22 protein-coding genes are annotated in these 25,969 nt (G+C 59.5%); 7 read left to right on the top strand and 15 right to left on the bottom strand.

Features of this window, described 5'->3' with window-relative positions:
- The 4 genes from Enr8_RS11695 to Enr8_RS11680 all read right to left on the bottom strand — a co-directional run.
- Nucleotides 1–295 (bottom strand): calmodulin-binding protein (locus Enr8_RS11695; protein ID WP_146431597.1); only part of this gene is annotated, 295 nt, incomplete at its 3' end.
- A 382-nt stretch (nt 296–677) separates the two neighbouring features.
- Nucleotides 678–1,685: a class 1 fructose-bisphosphatase gene (gene fbp / locus Enr8_RS11690; protein WP_222434853.1), complete on the bottom strand. Its 1,008-nt coding sequence runs from the start codon at nt 1,683–1,685 to the stop codon at nt 678–680.
- A 242-nt stretch (nt 1,686–1,927) separates the two neighbouring features.
- Complete coding sequence (locus Enr8_RS11685) at nt 1,928–2,461, bottom strand: GNAT family N-acetyltransferase (protein WP_146431596.1); 534 nt, start codon at nt 2,459–2,461, stop codon at nt 1,928–1,930.
- Nucleotides 2,462–2,477: 16 nt separating this feature from the next.
- Complete coding sequence (locus Enr8_RS11680; RefSeq protein ID WP_146431594.1) at nt 2,478–4,115, bottom strand: ThuA domain-containing protein; 1,638 nt, start codon at nt 4,113–4,115, stop codon at nt 2,478–2,480.
- 419 nt (nt 4,116–4,534) lie between these two features.
- Here Enr8_RS11680 and Enr8_RS11675 point away from each other — a divergent pair, with 419 nt between their 5' ends.
- Nucleotides 4,535–5,341 (top strand): hypothetical protein, encoded by an 807-nt coding sequence (locus Enr8_RS11675; protein ID WP_146431593.1) that lies wholly within the window; start codon nt 4,535–4,537, stop codon nt 5,339–5,341.
- Between the two features lie 8 nt (nt 5,342–5,349).
- Here Enr8_RS11675 and Enr8_RS11670 read toward each other — a convergent pair whose 3' ends face one another.
- The 3 genes from Enr8_RS11670 to cbiE are packed head-to-tail and all read right to left on the bottom strand — an operon-like array spanning nt 5,350 to nt 7,881.
- Entirely contained in the window at nt 5,350–5,826 is a 477-nt protein-coding gene (locus Enr8_RS11670; RefSeq protein WP_146431591.1) for a macro domain-containing protein, read from the bottom strand.
- Nucleotides 5,827–5,832: 6 nt separating this feature from the next.
- Nucleotides 5,833–6,570: a PIG-L family deacetylase gene (locus Enr8_RS11665; RefSeq protein WP_222434852.1), complete on the bottom strand. Its 738-nt coding sequence runs from the start codon at nt 6,568–6,570 to the stop codon at nt 5,833–5,835.
- Between the two features lie 57 nt (nt 6,571–6,627).
- Nucleotides 6,628–7,881 carry a precorrin-6y C5,15-methyltransferase (decarboxylating) subunit CbiE gene (cbiE, locus tag Enr8_RS11660; RefSeq protein ID WP_146431590.1) on the bottom strand — a complete coding sequence of 418 codons (1,254 nt, stop codon included), beginning with the start codon at nt 7,879–7,881 and terminating at the stop codon, nt 6,628–6,630.
- 155 nt (nt 7,882–8,036) lie between these two features.
- Here cbiE and Enr8_RS11655 point away from each other — a divergent pair, with 155 nt between their 5' ends.
- On the top strand, nt 8,037–9,014 hold the full coding sequence (locus Enr8_RS11655; RefSeq protein ID WP_146431588.1) for a phosphoglycerate dehydrogenase: 978 nt from the start codon (nt 8,037–8,039) through the stop codon (nt 9,012–9,014).
- A gap of 393 nt (nt 9,015–9,407) precedes the next feature.
- A complete protein-coding gene (locus Enr8_RS11650; RefSeq protein ID WP_146431587.1) occupies nt 9,408–12,617 on the top strand; it encodes a flagellin in 3,210 nt (1,069 codons plus the stop codon).
- A gap of 84 nt (nt 12,618–12,701) precedes the next feature.
- On the opposite strand, the gene Enr8_RS11645 is transcribed toward Enr8_RS11650, so the two are convergent.
- The 4 genes from Enr8_RS11645 to queA all read right to left on the bottom strand — a co-directional run bounded on the left by Enr8_RS11645 (nt 12,702) and on the right by queA (nt 16,351).
- On the bottom strand, nt 12,702–13,034 hold the full coding sequence (locus Enr8_RS11645) for a HesB/IscA family protein (RefSeq protein ID WP_146431585.1): 333 nt from the start codon (nt 13,032–13,034) through the stop codon (nt 12,702–12,704).
- 134 nt (nt 13,035–13,168) lie between these two features.
- Nucleotides 13,169–14,359, bottom strand: coding sequence for a cysteine desulfurase family protein (locus Enr8_RS11640; protein ID WP_146431583.1), 1,191 nt, complete (start codon nt 14,357–14,359; stop codon nt 13,169–13,171).
- A 42-nt stretch (nt 14,360–14,401) separates the two neighbouring features.
- Nucleotides 14,402–15,022 carry an NUDIX domain-containing protein gene (locus tag Enr8_RS11635; protein WP_146431580.1) on the bottom strand — a complete coding sequence of 207 codons (621 nt, stop codon included), beginning with the start codon at nt 15,020–15,022 and terminating at the stop codon, nt 14,402–14,404.
- Between the two features lie 282 nt (nt 15,023–15,304).
- Nucleotides 15,305–16,351, bottom strand: coding sequence for a tRNA preQ1(34) S-adenosylmethionine ribosyltransferase-isomerase QueA (gene queA / locus Enr8_RS11630; protein ID WP_146431579.1), 1,047 nt, complete (start codon nt 16,349–16,351; stop codon nt 15,305–15,307).
- Nucleotides 16,352–16,507: 156 nt separating this feature from the next.
- On the opposite strand from queA, the gene Enr8_RS11625 reads away from it, so the two are divergent.
- The 3 genes from Enr8_RS11625 (at nt 16,508) to Enr8_RS11615 (ending at nt 20,668) form a co-directional block, all read left to right on the top strand.
- Nucleotides 16,508–17,635, top strand: a complete 1,128-nt coding sequence (locus tag Enr8_RS11625; RefSeq protein WP_186767594.1) for a glycosyltransferase — start codon at nt 16,508–16,510, stop codon at nt 17,633–17,635.
- 595 nt (nt 17,636–18,230) lie between these two features.
- On the top strand, nt 18,231–19,109 hold the full coding sequence (gene rsmH, locus Enr8_RS11620; protein WP_146431575.1) for a 16S rRNA (cytosine(1402)-N(4))-methyltransferase RsmH: 879 nt from the start codon (nt 18,231–18,233) through the stop codon (nt 19,107–19,109).
- A 98-nt stretch (nt 19,110–19,207) separates the two neighbouring features.
- Nucleotides 19,208–20,668: a LysM peptidoglycan-binding domain-containing protein gene (locus tag Enr8_RS11615; RefSeq protein WP_146431573.1), complete on the top strand. Its 1,461-nt coding sequence runs from the start codon at nt 19,208–19,210 to the stop codon at nt 20,666–20,668.
- Nucleotides 20,669–20,675: 7 nt separating this feature from the next.
- Here the strand turns inward: Enr8_RS11615 and Enr8_RS11610 are convergent, their stop codons facing one another.
- The 3 genes from Enr8_RS11610 to Enr8_RS11600 all read right to left on the bottom strand — a co-directional run bounded on the left by Enr8_RS11610 (nt 20,676) and on the right by Enr8_RS11600 (nt 23,116).
- Nucleotides 20,676–21,341, bottom strand: a complete 666-nt coding sequence (locus Enr8_RS11610; protein WP_186767593.1) for a hypothetical protein — start codon at nt 21,339–21,341, stop codon at nt 20,676–20,678.
- Nucleotides 21,342–21,401: 60 nt separating this feature from the next.
- Nucleotides 21,402–22,055: a hypothetical protein gene (locus tag Enr8_RS11605; protein ID WP_146431569.1), complete on the bottom strand. Its 654-nt coding sequence runs from the start codon at nt 22,053–22,055 to the stop codon at nt 21,402–21,404.
- Between the two features lie 176 nt (nt 22,056–22,231).
- Nucleotides 22,232–23,116: a DUF1571 domain-containing protein gene (locus tag Enr8_RS11600; protein ID WP_186767592.1), complete on the bottom strand. Its 885-nt coding sequence runs from the start codon at nt 23,114–23,116 to the stop codon at nt 22,232–22,234.
- 259 nt (nt 23,117–23,375) lie between these two features.
- On the opposite strand from Enr8_RS11600, the gene Enr8_RS11595 reads away from it, so the two are divergent.
- A complete protein-coding gene (locus Enr8_RS11595; protein WP_222434851.1) occupies nt 23,376–24,029 on the top strand; it encodes an MBL fold metallo-hydrolase in 654 nt (217 codons plus the stop codon).
- A 170-nt stretch (nt 24,030–24,199) separates the two neighbouring features.
- Here the strand turns inward: Enr8_RS11595 and Enr8_RS11590 are convergent, their stop codons facing one another.
- A complete protein-coding gene (locus Enr8_RS11590) occupies nt 24,200–25,945 on the bottom strand; it encodes an ATP-binding protein (protein ID WP_246120047.1) in 1,746 nt (581 codons plus the stop codon).
- Nucleotides 25,946–25,969: the final 24 nt, after the last annotated feature.

Genomic DNA, 25,969 nt, shown 5'->3' with positions numbered 1-25,969 from the left:
CGCTGTGGTACAGGCGGCCGTTCGGGTAGTAGTTTTGCCACCCTTTGTTGTAGACCGGAATTCGCATTTCGGCCGGATAGCGATAGTACAGGCTGTCGCTGCTCTTGTAGTACTCTTCGCCGTAGAAGTTTTGCGGGTAGTAGACGTAGGGATAGTGGTAGAACCGCTCCCAGTCATACGTACCGTAGGTCCCGCCCCAAGCGCGACCGAAGGCGCGTTCTTGAGCTTCGACCGATTGGGTCGCTGATAGCAATGCTGTCGCGACAATTAGTCCCAAGACGATGCGCTTCAACATCGTTTCCCCCCAAAATCAATATTTGCTTCCACGAAACCGTAGCGCGGCCGACGCTCGACGACGGTTCCGCTGCTCTTTGTTTCGGCAATCGGGTCGGCCTGGTTTTAACGAAAATCCGCTAGAACCGGCACAATGCGACCGAATCGCCCCTGGGGGAAGCTGGAGACTTTGGGGGATGACCAACGCCAATCCACACGTTTTGCCACGTAGCAGTCCGTTGATTTTCTCAACGGGCTGCTGGATCGCAGGGATGCGATCCCAAAATAGCGACGTAAGTCGTTATTTTGCGAGCCGCGAAGAGCTATGCTCTGAGCCTGGCGAGGTTGGAAAATGCCACGATGGCATTTTTCAACAGGCAGTTAGTCGACCGCCTGATCACTCTTTAAGCCAAAGAAGCGATCTCGCCACTGGCGACCATCTTCTCAAACAGTTCCATCTCGACCTCGCTGCCGACCACCATCGGCGTGCGCTGGTGAATGCTGGTCGGTTCCATGTCCAATAGACGATTGGCGCCGTCCGACGCTCTGCCGCCCGCTTGTTCGCAGAGGAATGCGATCGGGAACGCCTCGTACAGGACGCGGAGTTTGCCTTCCGGATTGTCGGCGGTCAGCGGGTAGAGGAAGATGCCCCCTTTGAGCATCGTGCGATGGAAGTCGGAGACCATCGAGCCGATATAGCGGGAACTGTAGGCGTGGTTCAATTGGCCGTCCCGCAGCATCTGCAGGTACTCGGCGTAGCCCGCCGGGAAAGAGGCGGCGTACGCTTCGTTGACCGAATAGTACTTGCCCTGCTTGGGCATTTTGATGTTGGGATGGCTCAGCACGAAGGCCCCGATTGACGGGTCGAGCGTAAAGCCATGGACGCCCAGGCCGACGCTGTAGACCAGCATCGTCGACGAGCCATAAACGACGTAACCGGCGGCGACTTGTTTGGTACCGGGCTGCAGCAACCACTTTTCGGGCTCTTCGCAACTGGCGCCTTCGGGACGCCGCATGATCGAGAAGGTCGTGCCGACGCTGACGTTGACGTCAATGTTGGAAGAACCGTCGAGCGGGTCGAACACGACCGCGTAGTTCGCCTGATCGGATGCGTGTCCGACGATCTTCGGGTGTTCGTTTTCTTCCGAAGCCAGCACGCCGACGCTGGCCCGCGTGCTGAGGCAATGGAGCAGCACTTCGTTGGCGTAAACGTCCAGCTTCTGCTGTATTTCGCCTTGCACGTTGGTTTCGCCGGCGGCGCCAAGGATGTCGGTCAGACCGGCCGATCGAACCTTGTTGCCGATCATTTTGGTCGCCAGCGTGATTGCCGAGAGAAGCCAGGAGAATTCGCCGGAGGCATGGGGGAAACGTCGTTGCTCTTGCAGAATGTGCTGCTGCACCGTTGTGATCATCGGACTTCCTTGAACGTGCGCTTATTGCCCATTTTTTGGGCGAAATCAGGCCAAATCGGCTTCTTTCAGGATAACGCAATCGGAATGCCAAACCTAGCTAAGCGGCGGAAAACTTAACGGTTCGCTGGGCATAAGGGAAGAATTGAGCAACTCTGCGTCGGGGCCGCTAGGTGGACCACGAATCGCCAGTGCGCACCTGGTTCTAAGACCGCGACCACATTCCCTCGGCTTGCACACTCGGGTTAGTGTGGACGCGCCTCTTCGCTGGGTGCTGCGGACGTCGGCAGTATCAACTGATAGAAGCCGGCGTCGAGCCAGCGGTCGAACTTGTTGCCAGCTTCCCGCAAGACGCCGGAAAGGACAAAGCCATGTTTCTGGTGCAGGGCGACGCTCGCTTGATTCGCCTGGTCGATCACACCGATCAGCGAGTGCAGCTTGCGGGTAATCGCCTGGGCGATGATCTCTTGCAGCAGAACGCCCCCCAAGCCTTGCCCGCGAGATCCAGTCTCGATGTAGATCGAATGCTCGGCAGTGAAGCGGTAGCCTGGATGGGGGCGAAACGGGCCCATGGTGGTAAAGCCCATCAAGCGGCTCTGGTCATCCTCGGCGCCGATCACCGGCCAGTCGCCGGCCGCTTTGGCGGCGAACCAAGCTTCGATCGTTGCGAGCGAGCGCGGCTCTTCCTCGTACAACGAGGCCGAGTGGGCGATCTCATGATTGAAGATCGCCTGGATGGCGGGGCCATGCTTGGCGAAAGAGCAGGGGACAAGTCGCATAGAAGGGAAGTGCCTGCTAACCTTTCCGTTGCGGCGGCGCCGGTTTGCTGAGATCGAAGTGATTGGGGACCTCCAGGCCGGCCGCCCAGTAGATGCTGTTGAGCAGCAGTCGCTGAAACGACTTGTTGGTGAAGTCGTCTTTGTGCCCCAGCGACGTATAGAACGACCAGCCTCCGTCGGCGCGGCGGAACGTCCAGGCGAGCGGCTCGGCCGGTTTGCCTTCGATCTTGCCGGCCAGCAACATCGTCGTGCCGTCAGCCAACGGGGCGGTCTGGTAAAGCGATCCACCTTGCGGAAACGGCTCACGCGTGACGCTCCGCAAGATTGGATGTGCAGCGTTGGCTTCGACCGTTTCGACCATCGACTTGATGCCGTTGGGGTAGTGATTGCTATAGGATCCTCCCCAGACTTCGGCGTCAAACTCTTCCCACGTCTCGGTCCCTTCCGGCGGCTCTTTCCCCCGCAGGCCAAAGGCGTGGCTCGCCGTGCGAATGCCGACCATCGGTTTGCCGGCCGCGACATACTTGCGTACCGCTTCCAACTGCTCTGCCGGCAGAGCGCGACGCCGGACGCTGATCAAAAGCACATCGGCCGTCGCCAGGGCCTTCTCCAGGCCAGGAAGGCTGTTCGGGTCGGTTGCGCTACCGTAGACGTAGGTCACGCGGAAATCACGGCCGAGAAAGTCGCCGCCAAACTTCGGCAAGGTCTGGGCGGTTTCGTATTCGGTTTCGGCCATCACCATGACGACATGCGGGCGTTTGTCTTCGGCGAACGCGAACTGCTCGCCTCCCAAAATCTGGTCGCTGGTCACCGTCGGGCAGACGAACTTCTCGATGTGCGAGACGATCAGGTCGGTGCCGGTAAAGTGGTTGACGAAGGGCCACGCGGCCGGGTTGTACATCGTGTCGGTCAGGTCGCGCATCAGGACGACGTTCTTGCCGTTCTTGGACAGTTGCCGCAGCCCGAAGGGACGCCCCAGGACGCACATGTTGGTGTGGACGCCGGTCAGGATGACGTTGTCGATTTCTCTTTGGGCGAGGATGCTCCAGACTTCGTCCCCCTTATCGCTGATGTAGTCGCGCTCGGCGTCAATCGTCAGCAGGTCGGTCTGCTTCGACCAAGGAATGTGCGCGTCGAGGCCTTGCGCCGTTAGCTCGGCGGCCCACTTTGCATGTTGCTGCGGTTCATCGTCGTTGCCCCCGTCCGACTGATCGACCGGATAGGTTCCGTTCTCTTCGGCCGGAATCTTGTGGCACCATGCGTTGATGTCGGCCGGAATGTCGGCCGCCTTGGGCGTTTGCTCGGCCCGCTTGCGAGCCGGATGATCGGCGTACTTTTGCATGCAGCCACTGGGGGCATGAATGATCGTCGCCCCCGCGTCGCGGGCCTGCTTCAGCAAGTCATTCAGCCGCGGCGCAAACTCTTGGCCCCGCAGCACCGCGTTCTGGCAGTGGTGCAGGTCCCACATATCGCACACGATGATCGCCGTCTTCTCCGGCTGCCAGGCTTCGTCGCGGGTTAGCCGGTGATATTGCCCACTCTGCGGCTCGGTTTCCTGTTGAAAACGAAGCTTCATCTGCAGTTCGCCCGCCGCAAGCGGAGCGGCCAGCAAAGCCAACGCACACAAAGCGCCCAGTAGTCGTCGAGTTGGCATGATCATTCGTGATATCCATACGGGAAGAGGGATTGGCGGGTTGAGATTTAATGTACCTGAAGAAGGGGCGGAGGGGAAATATATCGCTCTCTATCGCTGTGGCTTAGCTGCCTGTTGAAAAATGCCATCGTGGCATTTTTCAACCTCGCCAGGCTCAGAGCATAGCTCTTCGCGGCTCGCAAAATAACGACCTATGTCGTTATTTTGGGATCGCATCCCTGCGATCACGCAGTCTGTCGAGAAAATCAACGGACTGTTAGGTGATCAAGAAAATGCCGCAGGCGGATTCGCTCCGTTTTTCCCCAACATTAAAAGACATTCACGTTTATTTACGGAACATCGCCGCCGGTGTTTACTAAATCAAGAGCCCCTTCCCTCGCACCCCAATCTTGCCACCAACCCCCAAGGCACACCCCATCATGTTTCGTTCACTTATGGCGTCGCTGGTTGTCGCCGTTGGCGTTTGCTGTTTCGCTTCCAATTTGTTCGCCCAATTGGGGCGGTACGATCCCTACGCCAAGCCGGTCGATGACCTGCCGCCGGTCTCGTCCGACGGGACGCTGCACTGGCCCACTTATTTTCGTTCGGCGGCGCTGGAAGCGCGTTACCAAAATCTGTGGCGAATGGGGGCGTGTGGCGGCACCAACAAGTCGATTACCGTTCCGGTCGAAAAGAACAAGCTGAGCATCGACGCGCTGCCCGAGACGTCGGTCGCAGGACGTGTACTGCAGGTAAAGCCCGACAGCCTGATGGTTCTGCAGGCCGATGGCAAACCGGCGATGATCATCACTCATCCGGCGGGCGTTTCTCACATTGAGGTCACCGGCGATGTGCCGGCCCGTTTGCTGAAGCCGGGCATGCTGGTCCGGTTTCTCGGCGAAATCGACCCGCAAGGTCATGGCGTCGCCCCGGTCGACGCGGTTGACGTGCTAAGCAACGCCGGCGACTTTGCTCCTCCGGCCGCTGAGCCAGGACATCGCGTTAACGTCATTGGCGTTGTGAAAAGTCTGCATGGCAAGACGCTGGTCGTGCAGACGGCGACCGGCGAACTGCGGAAGTTGACCTTCCTGCTGGCGGACGAAGCGACCGCTCACTTGCAGACGACCGAATTGAAATACTGCGGCGTCGGCGATCAAGTCGCCGCCAAAGGGCGTCTCTATTCGGTCGCCGGCGGAAAGCCGGAGCGTTGCGTGTTTGCGTCGGATGTGGAAGTCGCCAAGCGATAGCGACCTGTCTAAAGACAGGTCGGCGTTTTGCCTGACTCAAAGGTTTCACAAACGATCAACTGGATCGGCGAGTCATTGGCGGCCCGTTGCAGAAGCAGTTTGACCTCTGCGGCGGGAAGGCCTCCCAGTCCAACGCCGATCAGCGGCAACGCGATTTGGGTGGATTGATGTTCTGCGGCGGCGGCAAGCAGGTTCGTGATCGCGGCCTCGACCGCCGCGAGCGTCGCTTTTGTGCGCCAAGACCGCTGCGTTCCCAGGTTGTAGATGATTCGGGGAGAGGCGGGATCTGGCCAGGGAAAAACGTCCCCTAAACCAAAAGTCTCGTCCTGGCAGCGAGCCTTGTAGAGCTTGTACATCGCCGGCCAGCGTCGTTTGAACTCCACGGCGATTCCCTTCCCCATCGCGCCAGCGCAGTTGCAACCATGCGCGAGTGCGACATCCTCCGGAGTTGCAAAGATATCGCCAGAGCAAAATTCAACCGACATGCGTCTCTACTCCGGAAACAAGAACTTCATCGCATCGGTTGTGCCGATGGCCCGCGTGGTGTGGAAGAGTTCGCCATGTTGGAATCCGGCGAGCGTACCAATGTGCGACGCCGCGCCCCGGACGCGGTCGAAGACGTAATCCTTCTCCGGCGGGAACTGCGTTTCGTAACAGCGGACGCTGCTGATCTTCGTTTCGAGCGTATCGCCGATGTCGACCACGAAGGAGCCGGGCGCCTCGGGATGTTCCATTGGCTCGAAGACCAGGCGGAAGTAGATGTGCTTGGGAATCGTGTGAACCGGCAAGCCGTCGAAGTGCTCGTCCCATTTGGTTAGCCGCGAATAAAAGATCGCCGCGTCAGTGATTTGCATCGCCTGCCAATGGTCGGGCGAAGCGAGCGGCGTCTTACCGCCGAATCCGATCACTAGCTTGGGACGAAACTTGCGGAACTCTTTCGCCAGGGCAACCCGCGACTCAAAGTTGTCAAATAGGCGTCGATTCGGCAGGTCGAGCGTCACCCGCGTATGAACGCCCAGCGTTTCGGCCGCCGCTTTCGCTTCGGCCATGCGGACTTCCGGTCCCGGCGACCGGGGCGTCGGTTCGCCGTCGGTTAGGTCGATGATGCCGACCTTGTAACCTTGGTGCGACAGCTTGGCGAGCGTTCCGCCGCAAGCGATTTCGACATCGTCCGGGTGAGCGCCGACGGCGATCACGTCCAACTGAGGATAGTTGTCCAAAATGCTCACGCGGCTGCGGCTCCTGGTTGGCGGATTCTAGGTGCGCGAAGTTGGTCGGTCGTCAGCTTACGACTTGACCGGTTTGATGGCGGTGATCAGGAAGGTCGGGTTGAGCGACTCGAACCGATGCCGTTCTAGCTGATAGGTGCTGTGGGCGATGTTGATCATCGTCGCTCGGGCTTCGCCGGCCATGTTCTGCAGCAACTCATGCACTTCGTGCAGGTTCTCGATGCTGCCGATGTTGATCACGATTCGGCCGCCCGGCTTGAGTCGCGCAAAGGCCGCTTCGGCGATGCCATGCACCTGGCGACCGGCGCCGCCAATGAAGACGGTGTCAGGGTCGGGCAGGTCTTCCCAGGCTTCGGGCGCTTTGCCCAGAATCGGCGTCAGGTTGGTGACGCCAAACGAGTCGGCGTTGGTTTTGATCACGCCATGGTCCTCGGGATCCATTTCGATGGCGAAGACCATTCCCTCCGAAGCGATCATCGCCGCTTCGATCGAAACCGAGCCGCTACCGGCGCCGACATCCCAAACGACGCTGTTGGGACCCAGGTCCATTTGCGAGAGGGCGATCGAGCGGGTTTCGGCCGAGGTGAGCAGGCCCCGCTTTGGCTTCGACTGCAAGAAGACTTCGTCCGGGTTGCCAAACAGCCGTTTGCCGACCAGCGCGATCGGACGATCGGGGACGCCTGGCTTGCGGATCAGGATCATGACATTGAGCGGGCCAAACGATTGTTCGGCGATCTCGGCCAGTTCCCCCTGCGTGACCCGTTCGTTGGGCGAACCAAGGTTCTCGCAAACATAAGCGGTGAAGTAGTCGAGCTTTTGGACGAGCAGCGCCTGGGCGACTTCGGCCGGGGAGACTTCGTCGGTCGTGAACAGGCCGACCTTTTCGGCCAACCGCGCATTTTGCACGACCCGCTCCAGCGATTGGGTCGCCAAGTTGGCCAGGTAGGCTTCGTCCCAGCTTTCTTTGACGCGGGCGAAGGCCAACTGCATGCTGCTGACATGCGGCAGCACTTCAAAATGTTCTTTACCGATCACGTCGCAAAGATAGCGGGCGACGCCGTAGAAGAGGGGATCGCCGCTGGTCAGGAGGACGATGTTCTTACTGGCGGCCGCTTTGACGCGGTCGACGATTGAGTTCAGGTCGGCGCCGACCGCCAGCTTCTCGGCTTTGACCGAGTCGACATAGGCCAGCACTTGCGGGCTGCCGATGATCAGCTCGGCGGCGCCAATTCGCTGCGTCGCCTGGGCGGTGAGTCCGTCAAAACCATCGTCGCCGATGCCGATAATATGAATGTTGGCCGCTGAATTCACGCCGCCCTCGCGTCGAATGTGGTTGCTAAGTAATCCACCGATTTTAAGAGATCGGGCCGAATCGGGAAAGCTGGCGCCGCGGATTGATTGGGGCCCGTTTTCACGTTAGAACCTCGGTTTTGCCAAATTTTTCTCCTTCCGCAAGTCTGCCCGGCATGCCGACCGTTCTCGTTACCGCCCATCTGTTCCACACCACCGATTGGCCCTACTACGAAATCCTGCGGCAGTCTGGTTTTGACGTCCACTTTGCCGATCGCACGAAGTCGCTCAACAAGGCGGATCAACTGGTGGAAGCCTTACGCGGAATGGACGCGGTCGTCTGCAGTACGGAAGCCTATACGCCCAGCGTTCTGCGGCGAATCAAAACTCGGGTGATTTCCCGAATCGGCGTCGGGTACGACTCGATTGACGTCGCCGCCGCGACCGAAAATGACATCGCCGTCTGCCGCACGACCGGCGCTGGATACCAGGCGGCCGCCGAACATGCGATCGGGATGATCTTCGCTCTCTATCGCGATGTGGTGAAGCGCAACGAAGAGGTACGGGCCGGGCTCTGGAACCGCACCCCCGGTCCACGACTGGCGGGCAAAACGCTGGGCGTGGTTGGATTGGGAATGATTGGCACAGAAACGGCTCGTATGGCGGTCGCCTTGGGAATGCGGGTGATCGCCTACAATCGCTCGACGCCGAGTGAATTGCCCAGCGGCGTTGAACTGGTTCCGTTGGAAGAGATCTGGAAGCAGAGCGACGTCGTTAGTCTGCATACCGCCTGCACGCCCCAGACCGAGCGGATGATCAACGCCCAGACGCTGGCCCAGATGAAGGACGACGCCCTCCTGATTAACACGGCCCGGGGCGGCCTGATTGACGAACCGGACCTGGCGGCCGCGATGAAGGGGGGCAAATTGCGCGGCGCCGCCCTCGATGTGCTACAGCAAGAGCCGGCTGGCGAAGGTCATCCGCTGTTTGCTATCGAGAACATCTATTTCAGCCCGCACATGGCGGGGCTCGACCAGCAGTCGATCGTCGATATGTCGAATCTGGCGGCACGGAACATCATCGATCTATACGAAGGTCGTTGGCCCGCGGAGCGGGTGGTCAATGCTAGCAACCTCCGCGATTGGAAGTGGTAGCTGCAGCGGTGGAGCGCGGTCTGTCGTCTTCCCGTTCAGCCGTTATCTGCCGTGCTGCGTCTTGCGGTTTACCGTGCTGCAGGTGTGCGCAACGCGAGGGCGCTCTCTCTGGCTAGCTGTGACTTCACTCGGCAAATTGCGGCCTCGCACCGCCAAAGGCAGCGGTAATCCCTGCTAGGAAACTGCAGTTTTCTTTCCAGGAAAAGCTCAATTCCCAGGGCGCCAGCACGTAATTGACTAATCCGATTAGGTGGAGTTTGTCGAATTTTCCTATTAATCGGAATGTTCGGAAGAACGAAACAATGCGGCCTGATCGCGCCATTCCCCCATAAATACGTGCGATGACGGTGCTGGCTTCATAACAGCCTCTGTTAGATCGGGAAGTGCTCAGCTATGACTCGCATTAACACCAACGTCAGTTCGCTTGTCGCTCAGAAGAACTTGGGTCGCTCTAACGCTGACCTGAACGTCACGCTGACGCGGCTCAGCACCGGTCTTCGCATCAACAGCGGTAAAGATGATCCGGCCGGTTTGATCGCCAGCGAATCGCTGCGCAGCGATATTACCAGCGTCGAAAAGGCGATCACCAACAGCGAGCGGGCCAATCAACTGATTGCGACTGCCGATAGCGCGCTGGGGCAGGTCAGTTCGCTGCTGAATGATATTCGCGGTTTGATCTCGGAAGCGGCCAATACCGGCGCCCTGAGCGACGACCAGATTGCCGCGAACCAATTGCAGGTCGACTCCTCCCTCGAAGCGATCGATCGGATCGCGCAGGTCACCTCGTTCCAAGGGAAGCGTCTCTTGGACGGGAACCTCGATTTCATTACGCAGAACGTTAATAGCTCGGCGATTGAGGGGCTCCGCATCGACCAGGCCAACTTTGGCACGTTGGACGCGATCGGCGTCGCCGTCAATGTGGTGAAGCAAGCGACCCGGGCGGAACTGAATTATGGTTTTGGCGCGGTCGCCGACAACCTGGTCCTAGAGATCGGCGGCGCCAACGGCACCGAGGCGTTCAACTTTGCCCGCGGGTCGACGATTGAAGAAATCGCGTCGGCCGTCAATCTGGTCTCCGACGCCACCGGCGTAGAAGCGGTCGTCGAAACCGCGGCGACGAAGGGAACGCTGACGGTCAGCAGCTTTGGCGCCGACAACGACATCATTTTGACCGCCAATGAAGCTGGCTTCGAGCCTGGCAATGTACGTGTCAAATACACCAAAGGAACGACGGTCACGACGACGGCCACCTATACCGCGCCGGTTGGTAATGACCCCGCCAAGTTGGACGTGACCCTGGGCGTTTCGGCCTACGAAGCGTCGACCGTGACGATCGATACCGCGGGCAGCAACAATGCGTTCTCGATCACGACCAATCAACTTGGCGCCGATTTCAACGGCATTCAAGTCATTTTGGATGACACCGGCACGAAGGGGGCGGAAACGGCCGATTTCGATCAGAACGCCAGCACGCTGACGATCCACAAGGACCCCACGTCGACCGGCGCCGAAATTGTCGCCTCGCTAAACGACGCGACCATCAATCCGCACGTCGCTTCGCTGTTCACGTCGGCCTTGGTCGAAATGGTCGGTCCTGGCGCCGGCGGCGGCGCGGTCGCGGCAGTCGGCGCCGTCGGGACCTTCGCCGATGGCGTCGATGGTGGGGACATTGTCGCCACGGCAAATGACGTGGTCGCGGCCATCAACGGAGCGCTTGGCAATGATAAAGTGACCGCTTCTTTGGCCGCTGAGAACGATGGCCATGATCCAGTTACAGAGTTCTCGACGTTCGCCTACAACGGCATTCCGGAAGAGAACAACGAATTGCAATTCTTAGCGCCAGGCGAAGCGCCCAATATTCGCTTCGTTTCCAACGCCGACACTCCGCTCAGTATCGATACGGGTTCCGAGCCACGCGTAGAAGGCTTGTCGCAATCGATCATCCAGAACGATGATCCGAACGGTACGTTCTCGATCACCGCCAAGTTAAAAGGGGTCGAATCGGACGGCTACGCGATCAGCTTTGTGGACGACGTGAACCTGGTCGGCGGCGGCGACGAATTCGTCGTGCTCGACCGAGAGAACAAAACGATCGTGATTCACGCCGTCGAAGGGACCTCGACCGCCCAGAATGTCGTCGACGCGATCAACAACGACAACTACGTCAGCGACTACTTTGAGGCGGACAATTTTGGAACGAGCGACGGTAGCGACGTTCTGGATGACTATACCGAGCTAACGATCCCGGCTGAAACGACCGGCGGATTCGTCAGTGACGGGACGCTGATCATCAATCTGGAAACGGACGAAGATGGCGACATTAAGACGACCGCGAACGACTTGATCGCCTTCTTCGACGATCCGAGCCTGTTCATCTCGGACGCCGGTCAGGCGGCCAGCGCACTCGCCTATCTGCAGGAGCGGGGCATCAGTGTGACCAATGTTGGCGGCAGCGACGGTAGCGGCGTCCTGGCGCCGACCGAAACGGACATCGCGTTTACCACCCAAGGCACTGAGCCGGTTGACGCTCAGGCCAGCGGCGCCACCTTCGCGGTCAATGGGGCTACGGCGCAGTTAACGTTCACGGCGGTCGAATCAGGCGCCGAATTCGACGGAGTCACCGTTCAATTCGTCAACGACAACTTGGTTACCGGCGGCGTCGACGAACGGGGCGAATACGACGCCGCGTCAAAGACTCTCACTTTCTATATTGAGGAAGGCGTCACCACCGCCGACGACATCAAAGCGGCTCTCGACGGCGACATCGACCTGAGTCTGCTGTTCAACGCGGTGTCGGGAGGGACCGGCGTCATCACCAGAGACGATACGGCGACCTTGACCGGAGGAGTCGTGCCCGGCACGTCGGATGGCGCTTCGCTGCTGGGCAACTCGGACCTTGAGGATCTGGGCCTGACGTTCCGTACGACCACGTTTGGTTCCGACTCATTCGTCAGCGTGAAATCGCTGAGCGGCAGCTTCGGCCTGACCGATCAGTACGGCAACACCGGCGTCGATCGCGCTACCGGGGTGGACGTCGACGTTCGCATCAACGGCATCCAGGCGATCGGCGACGGCTTGCGGGCCTCAATCAACACTTCGTCGCTCGACTTGAGTTTCTCGGTGGGGGAAGACGTCGAAGATGGCGAAACCTTCGAGTTTGAGATCGTCGGGGGCGGAGCGTTGTTTCAACTGGGGCCCGATGTGGTCAGCAACCAGCAAGCGCGTCTTGGCATTCAGAGCGTCAGTACCGCCACGTTGGGCGGCGTCAGCGGTCGTTTGTTTGAGCTGCGATCAGGCGGCGTCAAGAGTCTTACCCAGGACATCGGCGGCGCTGCCAGAGTCGTTGACGAAGTCATCAATGTCGTGACGTCGCTGCGTGGTCGACTGGGCGCCTTTCAGAAGACGACGCTCGACTCGAACATCTTCTCGCTGAACGATACCCTGGCGAACCTGACCGAAGCGGAAAGCTCGATCCGGGACGCCGACTTCGCGGTCGAATCGGCGCGATTGACGCGAGCCCAGATTCTTGTTCAATCGGGCACCTCGGTATTGGGGATCGCCAACCAGAATCCGCAAAACGTGCTGAGCCTGCTACAGCAATAGAACGGTTTCAAAGCGACTCAATAAAAAAAGCCGCGACGATTCCGTCGCGGCTTTTCTTGTGTTTTGAGGCTTTCGCCAAGCGAACTACGCCTGGAACGAACTGCCGCAGCCACAGGTCTTTACGGCGTTCGGGTTGTTGAAGGTGAACCCGTGACGATCCAGGCCTTTGTAGAAGTCGACCGTGGTGCCGTCCAAGTACAGGAGGCTCTTCTTGTCGACGACGACCGGCAGGCCGTGGAATTCGTACTTGCTGTCTTTTTCTTCGTCGAAATCTTGCGACAGCGTGATGCTATACGAAAATCCGCTGCAACCGCCGCCGGAGATGCCCAAACGCAGCATGGTGTCAGGGTCATGCTTGCCATCGCTGATGATACGACGAACTTCTTCTGCCGCAGTTTCGGTAACTTCAACCGCCATCGTGTATACGCTCCTCAAACTGTTTTGGGGAAAAGACTTTTCACATATTGTGATGTCTAAATTATACGAAGCCCGGGCAAAAGGAAAGTCCAGCCAACCGCTTTCCCGCCGCCTGAGGCCCGTTTTACGGCAAATCAGGCTGGTTTGACCAGCTTTCGCAGCCGGATCACCGCCGCCGCGACATGCTCCACGGCAAACTCAATATGCTCCGCCGTATTGAATCGGCCAAGTCCAAATCGCAGGCTACTGCGCGTGGCGTCCTCCGACAAACCGATCGATTGCAGCACGTGGCTTGGCTCTGGATTCGCCGAAGTGCAGGCGCTGCCAGAAGATACGGCGATTTCGCGAACGTTCATCATCAGCGCCTCGCCGTCGACGCCGGCGAACGAAACGTTCAAATTGCCCGGCAATCGCAACTCGGAAGAGCAAATCGGCCCATTCAGCGTTACCCCGTCGATCGCTGCCTGGAGCCCGGCCAGCAGTTGATCGCGCAGCTCGGCCTGCCGCGGCATTTCGGTCGCCGCTTCGTCCAGACAGAGCTGCAGGGCGGTCGCCAGACCGATGATTCCGGGGACATTTAGGGTGCCGCTGCGAGCTCCTTTTTCCTGCCCGCCGCCGTCGATTTGGGGTTCGAGCCGAATCCGCTTGCCCCGCTTGCGTACGTACAGGCCGCCGCAACCTTTGGGGCCGTACATCTTGTGCGCGGTGAAACTGGCCAGGTCGATGCCGAGGGCATGAAAATCGAGCGGCGTCTTGCCGACTGCCTGGGTGGCGTCGCAATGAAACGGCACGCCGCGTTCTTGGCAGAGGCGGCCGATCTCCGCAATCGGGTGATAGACGCCGATCTCGTTGTTGGCCGCCATGATCGTGACCAGGGCGGTGTCGTCACGCAGCGCATCGGCGACTTGCTGTGGATCGATCTGCCCGGCGTTGTCGGCGCCTTGCTGTTGCGGTGAGAGGAGCGTTACTTCAAGGCCGCTGCGGCCGAGTTTGGCGAGCGGGTCGAGCACCGCTTTATGTTCGGTCGTGATGCTGATCACATGATCGCCGCGTCGTCGTCGCTGCTGCAGGATGCCGCGGATCGCCAGGTTGTTGCTTTCGGTCGCGCCGCTGGTGAAGACGATCTCATTCGCCTCGGCGCCAACATCACGGGCGATCGACTCGCGGGCTTTCTCGACGGCGTCGCGCGCCGCTTCGCCAAACAGATGGCCGACGCTACCGGCGTTGCCGTACTCTTCCAGGAAGTATGGAGTCATCGCCGCGAAGACGCGCTCGTCGACGCGCGTCGTGGCATGGTTATCGAGATAGATCGGTCGAGCGGTCACGGGACGTTTCGGCACAGGCGGCGGAAGTGGATCCGCTCTATGCTAACCGTAGAGCGCCTGAAGGCAAATGCTCGACCAGGTTTCGCAGCGATCGAGCTCTTGCATCAATTGGGCGACCGGCATGAAGCAGGCCTCGATGATTTCGCTTTCTCGCGGCCGAACGGCCGGCTGTGTAACGCGGCAGCGATGGACGACGCCCAGGTGAACCTGACCGACCGCGTTCTGATCGTCGTTGATCAGCCCGACGCATTCGATTTCATGTTCGCATTCGATTTCGACTTCTTCGTCCAGTTCGCGCCGCATTCCCTCTTCGTATGGATTGCCGGAGAGATGCTCGGCGGCGTCTTCGCTGGAGATATGCCCGCCGACGCCGACGCTCCGTTTGCTGTGCAGCCGGCTTTCGCCTTGTCCCTTGCCGCGGACGTACTGGAAGACCCACGGCAGGCCATCGGCGTCGACGTACTCAAAAATGACGTACGGAATGAGCTGCTTAAAGCTGGGGTCCTCTTCCATCTCGGGGCGAGGACGGAAGCTGATCAGCTCTGGCTGGAGCAGGTGTTCCAGATACCGCGGCGCGTCGGGAGAGAAGCCCTGGAAATAGCCCAAATTGCGGAATTCGGCGGTCGGGACGACCAGAATATGTTCGACCTGGGCAATGCTCATGGCGACTCCTTTCGTGGCGGGGGGAACGCGTGCTCTGTTCAGCTAGCAGAATTGTACGAGGTTTTGCCGGCCGATTCGACCAGGGGAGATTGGATCGGGTTTCGATGGTGGGGCGCCGTTGCCACGTCTTCGTGGCAATGACTGTGCTTCGATGACTTGTTGGACGACAATCCCAAGGGAGAAGTCGCCGAAATCAAAGGGCCTGCATTTGCGAAGTTATCAGACAAATTCGTTGCCACGAAGACGTGGCAACGGCGCCCGTCACGACTCGGCGGTCTTTACTTACACAATCAACATCGCGTCGCCGTAGCTGTAGAAGCGGTACTCTTCGCGGATCGCTTCAGCGTAGGCTTCTCGCATCAGCTCATTCCCCCCGAAGGTTCGCACCAGCACCAACAAGGTGGACTTCGGTAGGTGGAAGTTGGTCAGCAGCGCGTCGACGGCATGGAAGTCGAACGGCGGGCGAATGAACAGATCGGTCTGACCGCGCCATGGCTGCAGTTTGCCCGACCGCGCGGCCGTTTCCAACACGCGAGCCACTGTGGTGCCGACGGCGATGGTGCGGCCGCCAGCTTCTTTGGTTTCTTGAATGCGCTCGACGGCCGACTCGCGAATTTCGCCCCACTCTTTGTGCATCACATGCTCTTCGAGCTGATCGACCGAGACCGGGCGAAACGTGCCGATGCCGACATGCAGCGTCACGTAGTCGATCATCCGATCGTTGGCCGAGATCTTTTTCATCAACTCGGTCGTGAAGTGCAAACCGGCGGTCGGCGCGGCGACGGCGCCAGGCTGTTCGGCGAAGACCGTCTGATATCGTTTCCAATCGTCCGGCATCATTTCCCCCTCACGAATGTAGTGAGGCAGGGGAACGCGGCCGACGCGATCCAAAATCTCCAGCGTCGACTCGCTCGACTGCGGCTCGACCGCCCACATGCCGGCGCCGAGGCTGGCGATCAGCTTCAGCGAGATGTCTTCTTTCGTCTCGCGATCTTCCAGCGTCACCATTTCGCCAGGAGCGATCTTGCCGCGGGTCTTGGCCAGAACGAGCCAATGTCCGTTGACGTCTGATTCTAGATAGAGCCCTTGCCAACGTCCGCCGGTCAGCGTGCGGCGTCCAACCAGCCGCGCCGGCACCACCTTGGTGTTGTTCAGGACGAGATGATCGGAAGGAAGTAAAATTTCGGGGAGATCTCGAATATGGCGATGCTCGAGTTCTCCCGATTTCCGATCAACCACCAAAAGTCGGGCGTCCGCTCTTTTTTCGAGCGGCTCTTGCGCAATCAACTCTTTCGGTAGTTTATAGTCGTATTGTTCGATGCTGGTCATAAGGCGGGGGCTTTAAGGGCGTCGGCGTCGAAAGGTTAGCATGCGACGCAATTTTGTAATATAGATGGCAACCGCTCTTTTTTTCTACCCGAGGCCGCCAGAAGAGTGACCGTGACGCCAGCAAAAACTTTCTCTGACCCACAGCAGCAGATCCGAGTGGCGCTCGTAATTACCGAGTTGGAAGTGGGCGGCGCCGAGCGCTGTCTCGCCAATTTGGCGACGCGGATCGATCGGACCGAGTTTGACGTGGCGGTCATCTCGCTGGCGTCGCGACCGGCGCCGGGGCGGGATGTCCTGGTTCGACAGTTGGAGGAAGAAGGGATTGGCGTCTCGTTTCTCAATTGTGACTCGAAATGGCGCCTGCCAATGGCGGTGCGCCGCTTGTCGCGGATGATCTCGGCCGGCAAACCGCATGTGGTGCATAGCTTTCTGTTTCACGCCAACGTCGCTACCAGTATGGCGCTGGGCCGCCGCCGTCAGGCGAAGTTAATCCATGGACTGCGGGTTGCCGAACAGGGTTCGTGGCGACGATGGCTGCAAAGCTATTATGCCCGGCAAGCCGACTTGACGCTGGTCGTCAGCCGCAAGCTGAAGGAGTTTGCCCGCGACGTGCTGCAGGTCCGATCGTTGGTTACCCCCAACGGAATCGACTTGGCCGAGTTCGACGAGCAGACCGCGCAAGACGTCGGACTGAAGCAGGTCGACGGCCGCAAGCGGATGATCGCCGTCGGCCGCTTGGATCCGCAAAAGGGATTTGATTGGCTGCTCGATACATTGCGAGACGCGCTGCTGTCGAGCGACGACTGGGAATTACAAATTGTCGGCGCCGGTCCGCAAGAGAGTGCGCTGAAGGATCAGGCTCGCAAGCTGCACCTGATTGATCGCGTCCAGTTTCTCGGTCGTCGCGCCGACGTGCCGCAATTATTGACCGACGCCGATCTGTTCTTGCTGTCGTCGCGATGGGAAGGAATGCCGAACGCGCTAATCGAGGCGATGGCGGCTCGGTTACCGGTCGTGGCGACCGATGTCGAAGGGGTCGCACAACTGTTGGGGCCGCTCCAGCAGACGCAATTGTCCGCCGCTGGCGATGCCGAGGGGTTCGCCGAACGCGTGGCGGCGCTAGCGGCCGATCCAGAATTGCGGGTCGAATTGGGCGAAGCGAATCGCGCGCGGATCGAGTCGCACTTCACGCTCGACAAAATGGTGAATCGACATGCGAAGATCTATCGCTGCGCGGCGCGCTCCTTGGACGAGATGCTAGCGTCGCCCCCGAAACGCCGCTGAGATTTTCTCCAAAAAACCTCGTCGGCCGTAGCGCCTAGCGGCGTCATTCTTTAGGCGTGCTAGCGATTTGTGCTAGCGGTCATCCTTGCGGAAAACGCAACTTGACCGGTTCGTAACGATTCTTACCTTTAGGCGAATCGTGATTACACGATCTCGAATTCGACGTCCGTCCGTTCGTCATGTTGGGGGGAAGGAATCTCTCGGCCCGACGAACTGTAGGCGAAGCGGCAAGTGCAGCGGCCGACTTCGCCAACCTCGCCGATGCCGGGCGCATGGATGCGCCTGCGGCGAGGTTTTTTTCTTTTTTGAGGCGACCATGGTTAGCCCAGATAGCTCCGCTATCTGGGCGGCGCAGCCGCAGGAAGCATCAAGTCGCGGTTGGATTCTACGGCGACGGCTACCATCTTCAACGGTGTTGTGAACTCCGAGATTCTTCGTATCTCGGCGTGATGCCTCCTGCCGACTTTGTCGGCCCAGAAAGCGGAGCTTTCTGGGCTACCCGCCGTAAGGGAGCCACTATCCTTTGTACGGCGATCGGGTAAGCTGGACGGTTCGCGTTTCGCCCTGTTTTTCCGCACGATTTTGCGTTTTTGCCATGAGTTCAACTGTTCACGTTTCCGTCCTCCCGCAAGAGGTGATCGACTATCTCGATCCGCAGCCGGGGCAGACCTTTGCTGACGGAACGCTCGGCGGCGGCGGGCATACGCGGCAGTTGGCCGAGCGCGTCGGTGACGAGGGATTGGTGATTGCCTGTGATCGCGACCTGGCGGCTCTCCAGAGAGCCGAGCAGTCGTTACGCGGCCTGCCAATCAAAGTAACGCAGCGCAACTTCAGCGAGCTTCCTGGCGTCCTTCAGGAGCTTGAGATCGACCAGATCGACGGGCTGCTGCTTGACCTGGGCCTCTCCAGCGATCAGTTGGCCGATCGCAATCGTGGTTTCAGTTTTGACTCCGACGGACCGCTCGACTTGCGGTTCGACGATACCGAGGGAGACACTGCCGCCGACCTGGTGAACCTGTTATCGGAGAAAGACCTGGCCGACGTCATCTACCAAAATGGCGAAGAGCGTTTGAGCCGCCGCATCGCTAAGAAGATCTGCTTGCGGAGGAAGGAAAAGCCGTTTCTGCTCGCGAATGACTTGGCCGAACTTTGTGCTAGCTGCTACCCGGCCCGCGGCGCTCGCGAGCGGATTCATCCGGCGACGCGCACCTTCCAAGCGCTGCGAATTGCTGTGAACCGAGAGCTTAGCTCGCTTGAAAGCATCCTGCAGACGGCGCCTGATTTCATCCGCTTAGGCGGCAAAATCGCCATCATCAGCTTCCACTCGCTGGAAGATCGCCGAGTAAAAGAAGCGTTTCGCGAAGATCCACGCCTCGAACCGGTGACCAAAAAGCCGATAATCCCTACCGAGGAGGAGATATTACGAAACCCTCGCAGTCGCAGCGCGAAGCTGCGTGTAGCGCGTCGCGTCTAGTGCGCCAATGCGAGGAATTGGGCTTGAGTCAAATAGCGGCTCCAGCTAGCGTCGACTGCCGGCCGTAAGGAAGGAGGCGGTTGCAAGGAGTGAACACCGTGCGCAAGGAAGCTCGAATCGGATTTGCGATCGTTGGCTGTCTGGCCGCGATCCTCTTGTACGCTGCCGTCAAGCGGATGTGGCTGCTTGCGCAGGTCGCCCGAGACCATGGCCCGGCGCCGACCATTCCTGCCGATCAAGTCCCCGGCAAACCGTCGCTCGTGCCGACGATCACCATCCCCGCACAGCCAACCGCGACCTACGTCTATCAAGAGCCGAGCGAGGCTAGCGCGGAAGCGACGCAGCCAACCGCCTCGCCGGCGTCCCGATTCGCGATTCCGATGGACGCGGATCAAGTTGCCGCCAATCCCGCCGAGAAGACTGCAAAACCGGTCGCTGAGATCGACGATACGCCGATTGAAGCTGCTCCGCCGCTGAGCAAATTCGCCAGCCGATTCTCGGCTCCGCCGCAGGAGACGCCTGCCCCCAGCGAACCGACCGTGGAGAAATCAGCCGAGCCGCTGGCGTCACTCGCCGCCGATTCGATGGCGGCGCTCAAGTCGCGTTTCTCGACGAATTCAGATCCGGCGCCTGCCGCAGCGGAAGAGAAATCAAACGACAACAATGCAGTGCCGATCATGTCGAGCGCTGGCTCGTTGCTCGGTTCGCTGGCCTCACGATTGGCCAGCAGTATGACTGGTTCAAAAGCGGCGCAGTCGGCGGCGACCGAGTCGCTTGCTCCGGCGGTATCGCTGGGTGAGCCGTCGACCTACAGCCCACCGCCGACCGCAGTCGCGGAAGCGCCGGCTGCCGAGACATCGCCCCAAGCGTCGCTTCGTTTCGTGGGTGAGAAGCCAACCGAGCCGAAGCCCGCAGCGCCGCCGGTCGCCGCAGTGATCAAACCGGCGCCGCTGGTCGAAGCGCAGCCGCTGCCGTCTCGCCCGGTCGTGACCGCTGCCCCGCGGGAGATTGCGTCTGCCGCGCCTGCTTGGAAGACTGGCGAGAGGAAGCTTGAGCCTGTCCAAACGCCAGTCGCGACAGCGACCAAGCCGAAGCCACAACCGCGACTGAATCGCGCCTTCGCTTCGACGGCCGCCTCGGCGACGCTGCCGGCCAAGCAATACGTCCCGGCCCAAAACGCCAGTACGACCAAGGTCGCGGCGCCGGTCGCCGACAACACGCCGCATCGCTTGCCCCCGACCATCGAAGTCGCCAATGACGTCGAGCAGGGCGTTACCAAGCAGGCCGATCCGGCTTGGGTACAGCAGATGATCGAGAGCGGCAGCTTTATCCCGGGGCAACGCCTGGTACCCACGCAGACGCCCCAGCCGCTCGCCAATCCGCCGCAACCGCCGGCCACGACTTACATCGTGCAGCCAGGCGACGACTTAGCAGTAATCGCCCGGCGGATGTTGGGAGACGCGTCGCGCTGGGGAGAGTTGTTCCGACTAAACCGCGACGTGATTGGCGACTATCCTGATCAGATGAAGCCGGGTATTACGTTGCGGCTGCCGCAGTAAGTCGTGACTACTTCTTTTTGAGCGGTGGTATCTTCACCACGTTCGACGTCTTGCGTCCGTTCACTGACGAGAAGGGGCCGTTTTCCATTTCCGGGACGACGGCTACGTAGATCGTCGTATGTGCTTTGCAACCCGCCAACGACTCCGGGGAGGGTGAACGATCGAAATTGGCGTCGATTCGGGCGTTGAAGTCCTCGAGAGAGTTAACCATCGAAATGTCATCTGGAATCTCAAGGCAAAGGTAGCGTAAAGAGCTTAACGGCAGGCGCCAGGTAATCGATTTTCCTGGGGCGAGTTCCTCCGAGGACAAGTGAGGTACTGTATTGCCAAACAGGTGCCCATTCCGACCGCGTTCAGTCATCACCGCGTACGGCCTGCCGCCAGATGGCGTTATTTCGATTTCGGAATCGAACGACTGACGATCTACCATGAGCTTCAGCGTACGATCCGATACGTTAGCAAGCGTCGCAACGAACTCCGCCTCTTTTTGAGCGGTGGGTGGGCGGTAAGCGAGCTCATAGGAAAGGAGATGCGAATAGCGGCCGGTGTCGTCCGCTTCGCCGAGCGCTACGACCTCGGGTGAGGCATCGCCGGCAGGCTCCTCCGCCAACAAGAACGCGGTGCTAGGCAGGAGGAGAAGCGCGAAGGCCAGTAGTGGAAACGCAGTCCTCATCGACATCGACCTTGGTTAGGTGGTGGAAGGGCTCGACCAACGGGAGGGGCGAAGAGACGACTAGCGTTTGGACTCAGCGGGGATCTCAATCGTGTTCGAGGTGAGGATTGAGTAGTTGGTTTTCCATTCGGTCTTAGGATTCACTGGAGGCATTGAAACGCGAACGCCTATCCTGCTGCAGACCTTGCCGCCTGAGAGTAATTTGGGCGTCGCTTGCGTCCCATATCGATCAAGGTTCTCCACATCGATCGTGATCGACATAGATGTTGATAGATGATCACACGTCACGTTGAGAGATTCGACCGGGATATGCCATTCCAGCGTCTGGTTGGCCGCCAACTCCTCACCAAAGGGAACCGTGTTAAGCATTCCCAAACGGATACTGTACTCTCGGTCCATCAGATGGAATGGTTTATCGTTGGGCCGAACAACATCAATCAGGCCTTCAAACGAATTGGCGTATAACCCCACAACTTCTAGCTTACGCCCTGATACATTCGTGAGCGTTGCAGTGAACGCCGCACCTTCTTTATCGGTCGCGGGGCGGTAGGCGAGCTTGTAGGAAAATAGTTTTGTTAGATTGTCGGGAACGGCATCGTCGTGCTGCGCGGTGGCAGTTGGTGATGCGTCGTTTGTAAGATCTTCGGCGAACGAATTTGCATCGCCAAACGCGCCAAGCAATACAAACGCTAGGAGAGCGACTGAAGTTCTCATCGCCATCGACCTCAATAAGGTGGTGGAAGGGTTTGTCCCTGGGAGGGGCGAAGAGAGCTTTCTATCTTGAAGCGTGCTCGCGAGTCAATCCGAATCTAGTCGAGCGACAAGCGCACGAAAAAAGGCGACCTCACCGGGAGTTCGCCTTGTCGTAGTTCGATCTACCGCCGCTTCCACTAGAACTCGTAGGCCGGGTTCTTGGTGTCGAAGTCGGTGTCAGTGAAGCCGTTGTTCAGCTTCAGGTTGCTGTAGGTGTATTCTTCAAACAGCATCGGCTGTTCGCCCGCCTTTTTGGGCCAGTCCCACGCGGCGTAGCGAATCGGCAGTTGCAGTTCGTCGTCGATGAAGATGTGCGCTTTGTGGAAGCGGAAGTTCGAGCGCGGGGTCGGGTGGATCACTTCGATCGCGGTGCAGACCCGATCGTTGATCTTGGCGCCCTGGTAGAACTTCACTTCGCATTCGCCGTAACGCATGTCTTCTTCGGCGACTTCGATCAAGCGAACGATCAGGTTGCGAATGCCGATCTCGGTGATCGGGTAGCGGTTGTTCCGCATCGCCAACATGCCGTTCGGATCGAGCGGCACGGTCACCAACTTCAACAGCTTGCCACCTTCGTGGGCGACCAGGTTGCCGTTGTTGTGACCCTTCACATAAATCACCTCGCGACCTTTTACGGCGGCCGGGGCGACGAACTTCATGTAAACGCTGAACGGGGCGACGATGTTGCCATTGGCGTCGACCTGCTCGTTACGGATCTTGGTGTCCATGTACTCGGGGTCGAGCACTTTCCCGTTGATCTGTTCGCGCTTGACCAGCGTGCACTGATAGTCGCGGACCGATTGGTCGATGCGATTCAAGGCGCGCTTGGCCATCTCGACCGCCGGGGTCAGCGGGTGCTGAGCGGCGACCGGCTGGGTGGTGTTCGGATTGTTGGAAACGCGGTAAACCGGTTCCTTCATGTTTCTGCGGCCTTCTTCGCCACGTAGCAAAGAGGCGGCGCCCAGCGACAAAGCCGGGGCGGCCAACAATAGTCGGCGTCGCGAAAGAGTAGGCTCGGCCATCTTCATTCTCCCTGATATTCTTGCGTCACGCGGCTTCCATGCGTCGCGTTAGGACTCGTATACGTTTGATTCGTAACGACCGGGGCGTCGGTTCACCGGGAGCTGCCGATATTTGGCGGCACTTCGGTCTTATCGCCCTACCGCGGCGGAAAAATTACAATAACGGCGCGGACCGGCACGGATTGCCTAAACTCACGTTTAACTGATCCAATCGCTAGAGTCTACCGAAACCAGCCAAAATTGTGGAGAGAGAAACTCGGTGTTAGAAATCGACGCGATCATCAGCATGCCGTTTGATGAGAATACTTACATTGTCCGAAAAGTCGATTCCAGCGACTGCCTGGTGGTCGATCCCGGTCTTGAGCCCCACAAGATTCTCGACTTTCTCAAGCAGAATCAGCTGACCCCGGTCGCCATCCTCAACACGCACGGGCACAGCGATCACATCGGCGGAAATGCTGACCTCAAAAAGACTTATCCCGACGCGCCGCTGATTATCGGCCGCGGCGACGCCGAAAAACTGAACGATCCGCAGAAGAATCTCTCGGCGGGGTTCGGGCTGGCCCTGATCAGCCCCCCGGCCGATCAGGTGGTCGACGAGGGGGACGTGCTCGATCTGGCCGGCATCCAGCTCGAAGTCCGCGAGGCCCCAGGGCACTCGGTTGGACACGTTGTTTTCGTCATCCATGACGCCCAGGCGATTCTCGGCGGCGACGTCCTGTTCGCCGGCAGCATCGGCCGCACCGACTTCTTCGATGGCGACTTCGGCGATCTGCGGGATGCGATTCACAACAAGCTCTTCACCTTGCCGGGGGATTTCGTCGTTTATCCCGGGCATGGGCCCGCGACGACGATCGCCGAGGAGATCGAAGAGAACCCGTTTGTTGGCAAGCCGGCAGGCTACAAGGGTTAAATTCGATTTTGGGGTTAGCCCAGATAGCTCCGCTATCTGGGCGGCGCAGCCGCAGGAAGCATCAAAGCCAAGTCGGAAGCGAATTGGCGGATTCTTAGCTCAAACGGCGTGGCGTCTGCCGGTGTAAGGGACGATCGCGGATTGATGCTTCCTGCCGACAACGTCGGTTGCTAATCCATTTGCGTGGGGCGATCGAGCGGCGATGGCGACGGCGCCGCGATATGGGCCGGGAAGTAAAGCGTAAAGCGACTTCCGGCCCCGGGCGAACTTTCGACCACGATGTCTCCCCCATGTTCGCGGAGGATCTTCTGGCTGACTGGTAGACCGAGCCCGGTGCCGCGGTTGCCTTTGGACGACTCAAACGCGGTGAAGATTGAATCAATCTTCTCCGGCGGAATGCCGCAGCCGTTGTCGACGACGTCAATGTTGAGCCGATGCGTCTGCTCGTCGAGCGAAACGGTGACGTCGACCTTCGGCGTTTCGACCGTCTGGCAGGCGTCGATCGCGTTCGACAAGACGTTCAGCACCGCGCGGTGCAGGCCCTCGACATCGAACATCAGTTGGATCTCAAGCGGCAGCGGCGTGTAGTTGAGTGCGACGCCAAACTCGGCGGCGCGGGACTGCATCAGTTCGACGACGTCGCCGACCGTATCGTTGACGTTGGCCGCGGTCAGATCAGGCTCTCGCTCTTTGCTGTACGAGAGCATGTCCATCACCAGGGTCGAGATCCGCTCCTGGTTCCGCTCGACGATGCCCCAGCCTTTCTCGATCAGCGGAACGTCGGTCCCTTTGATCCCTTCTTCGACCAGGTAGCTGCCGCCGCGGATCCCTTGCAGGATGTTCTTCACATGGTGCGAAATCGCAGCGACCGCCTGACCGACGGCGGCCAGACGTTCGGACTGCACGACCGCCGAATAGTAGTTGGTATCTTCGACGGCTAGAGCCGCCTGGTGGGCGACGGCGACCATCAGCTTCAGGTGATCGTCGTTAAAGCGACGCTTCTTTTGTAGAGCGGCGTCGCCAGGGGCGGTGAACGTGTCGAGATAGATCGCCCCAACAATGCCATAACGACCTTGCATCGGCACGCAGATCGCTTCGCGTACCCCTTGGGTGATAATGCTGCCGGCCGGATCCCAGCGACTGTCGTCGCTGGCGTTGGTGGTGAGCACGCCCTCCCGTTTCTCGAGTACAAAGTCGAGAATCGTGCGGCTGATCACGATCGCCTCGTCGGCGCCTTGGCGGCCAGGGCGAAAGCGGCGGGCTTTGGGGGTGAAATGCATCGACTCTTCGTCAAGCAGCATCACGCAGCCCCGATCGGCGTCGATCCAATCGAAGACCAACCCCATGATGTAGTCGAGCAACTGATCGATATCGAGCGTGCGGCTGACGGCCAGCGCCGTGTGATACATCAACTGCAGGTTGGCCCGGGCGGTGGTGAACCACTCGGTTTCAGGGCCTTCGCCGCCGGGGAGCATGAAGATCTGGCTCCCCTCGCTGTGATGGACGGTCCGGATGATCCGCGAACCATCGGGCACGTTTTCTTGCCGGATCAGCGGATCGCGGTGGGCGTCGCGGACCTCGCTGGCGGTCTCGGCATGCGTAAAGATCATCAACGTTCGGCCCAATTGGACGCGATCGCCACTGGTCAAGTAGCCGCGGTTGGCCAGTTCGTTGTTGATGAAGCAGCCGTTGGAGCTTTCCTGGTCGATCAGTTCGTACCGCGAACCGTCCAACCGAATTTCGGCATGACGGCGAGAAATCTCGGTATCATGCAATTGAATCGTGTTGGTCCGATCACGACCGATCGAGGTGACCGCGTCGTTCAGTTCGAAACGTCTTCCTTGATCGTTGCCCTGAATCACGAAAAGGGACGGCACGTCTTGCTCCCGTAGCTGGCGAATCGAAGATTGGCCCATTTTATCGGCTCGGCGCGGGGTCGA

The organism is Blastopirellula retiformator (assembly GCF_007859755.1).
Taxonomy (GTDB): Bacteria; Planctomycetota; Planctomycetia; order Pirellulales; family Pirellulaceae; genus Blastopirellula; species Blastopirellula retiformator.
Note: the sequence above shows the minus strand (reverse complement) of the source record. Positions and strands in the feature narration are given on the sequence as shown.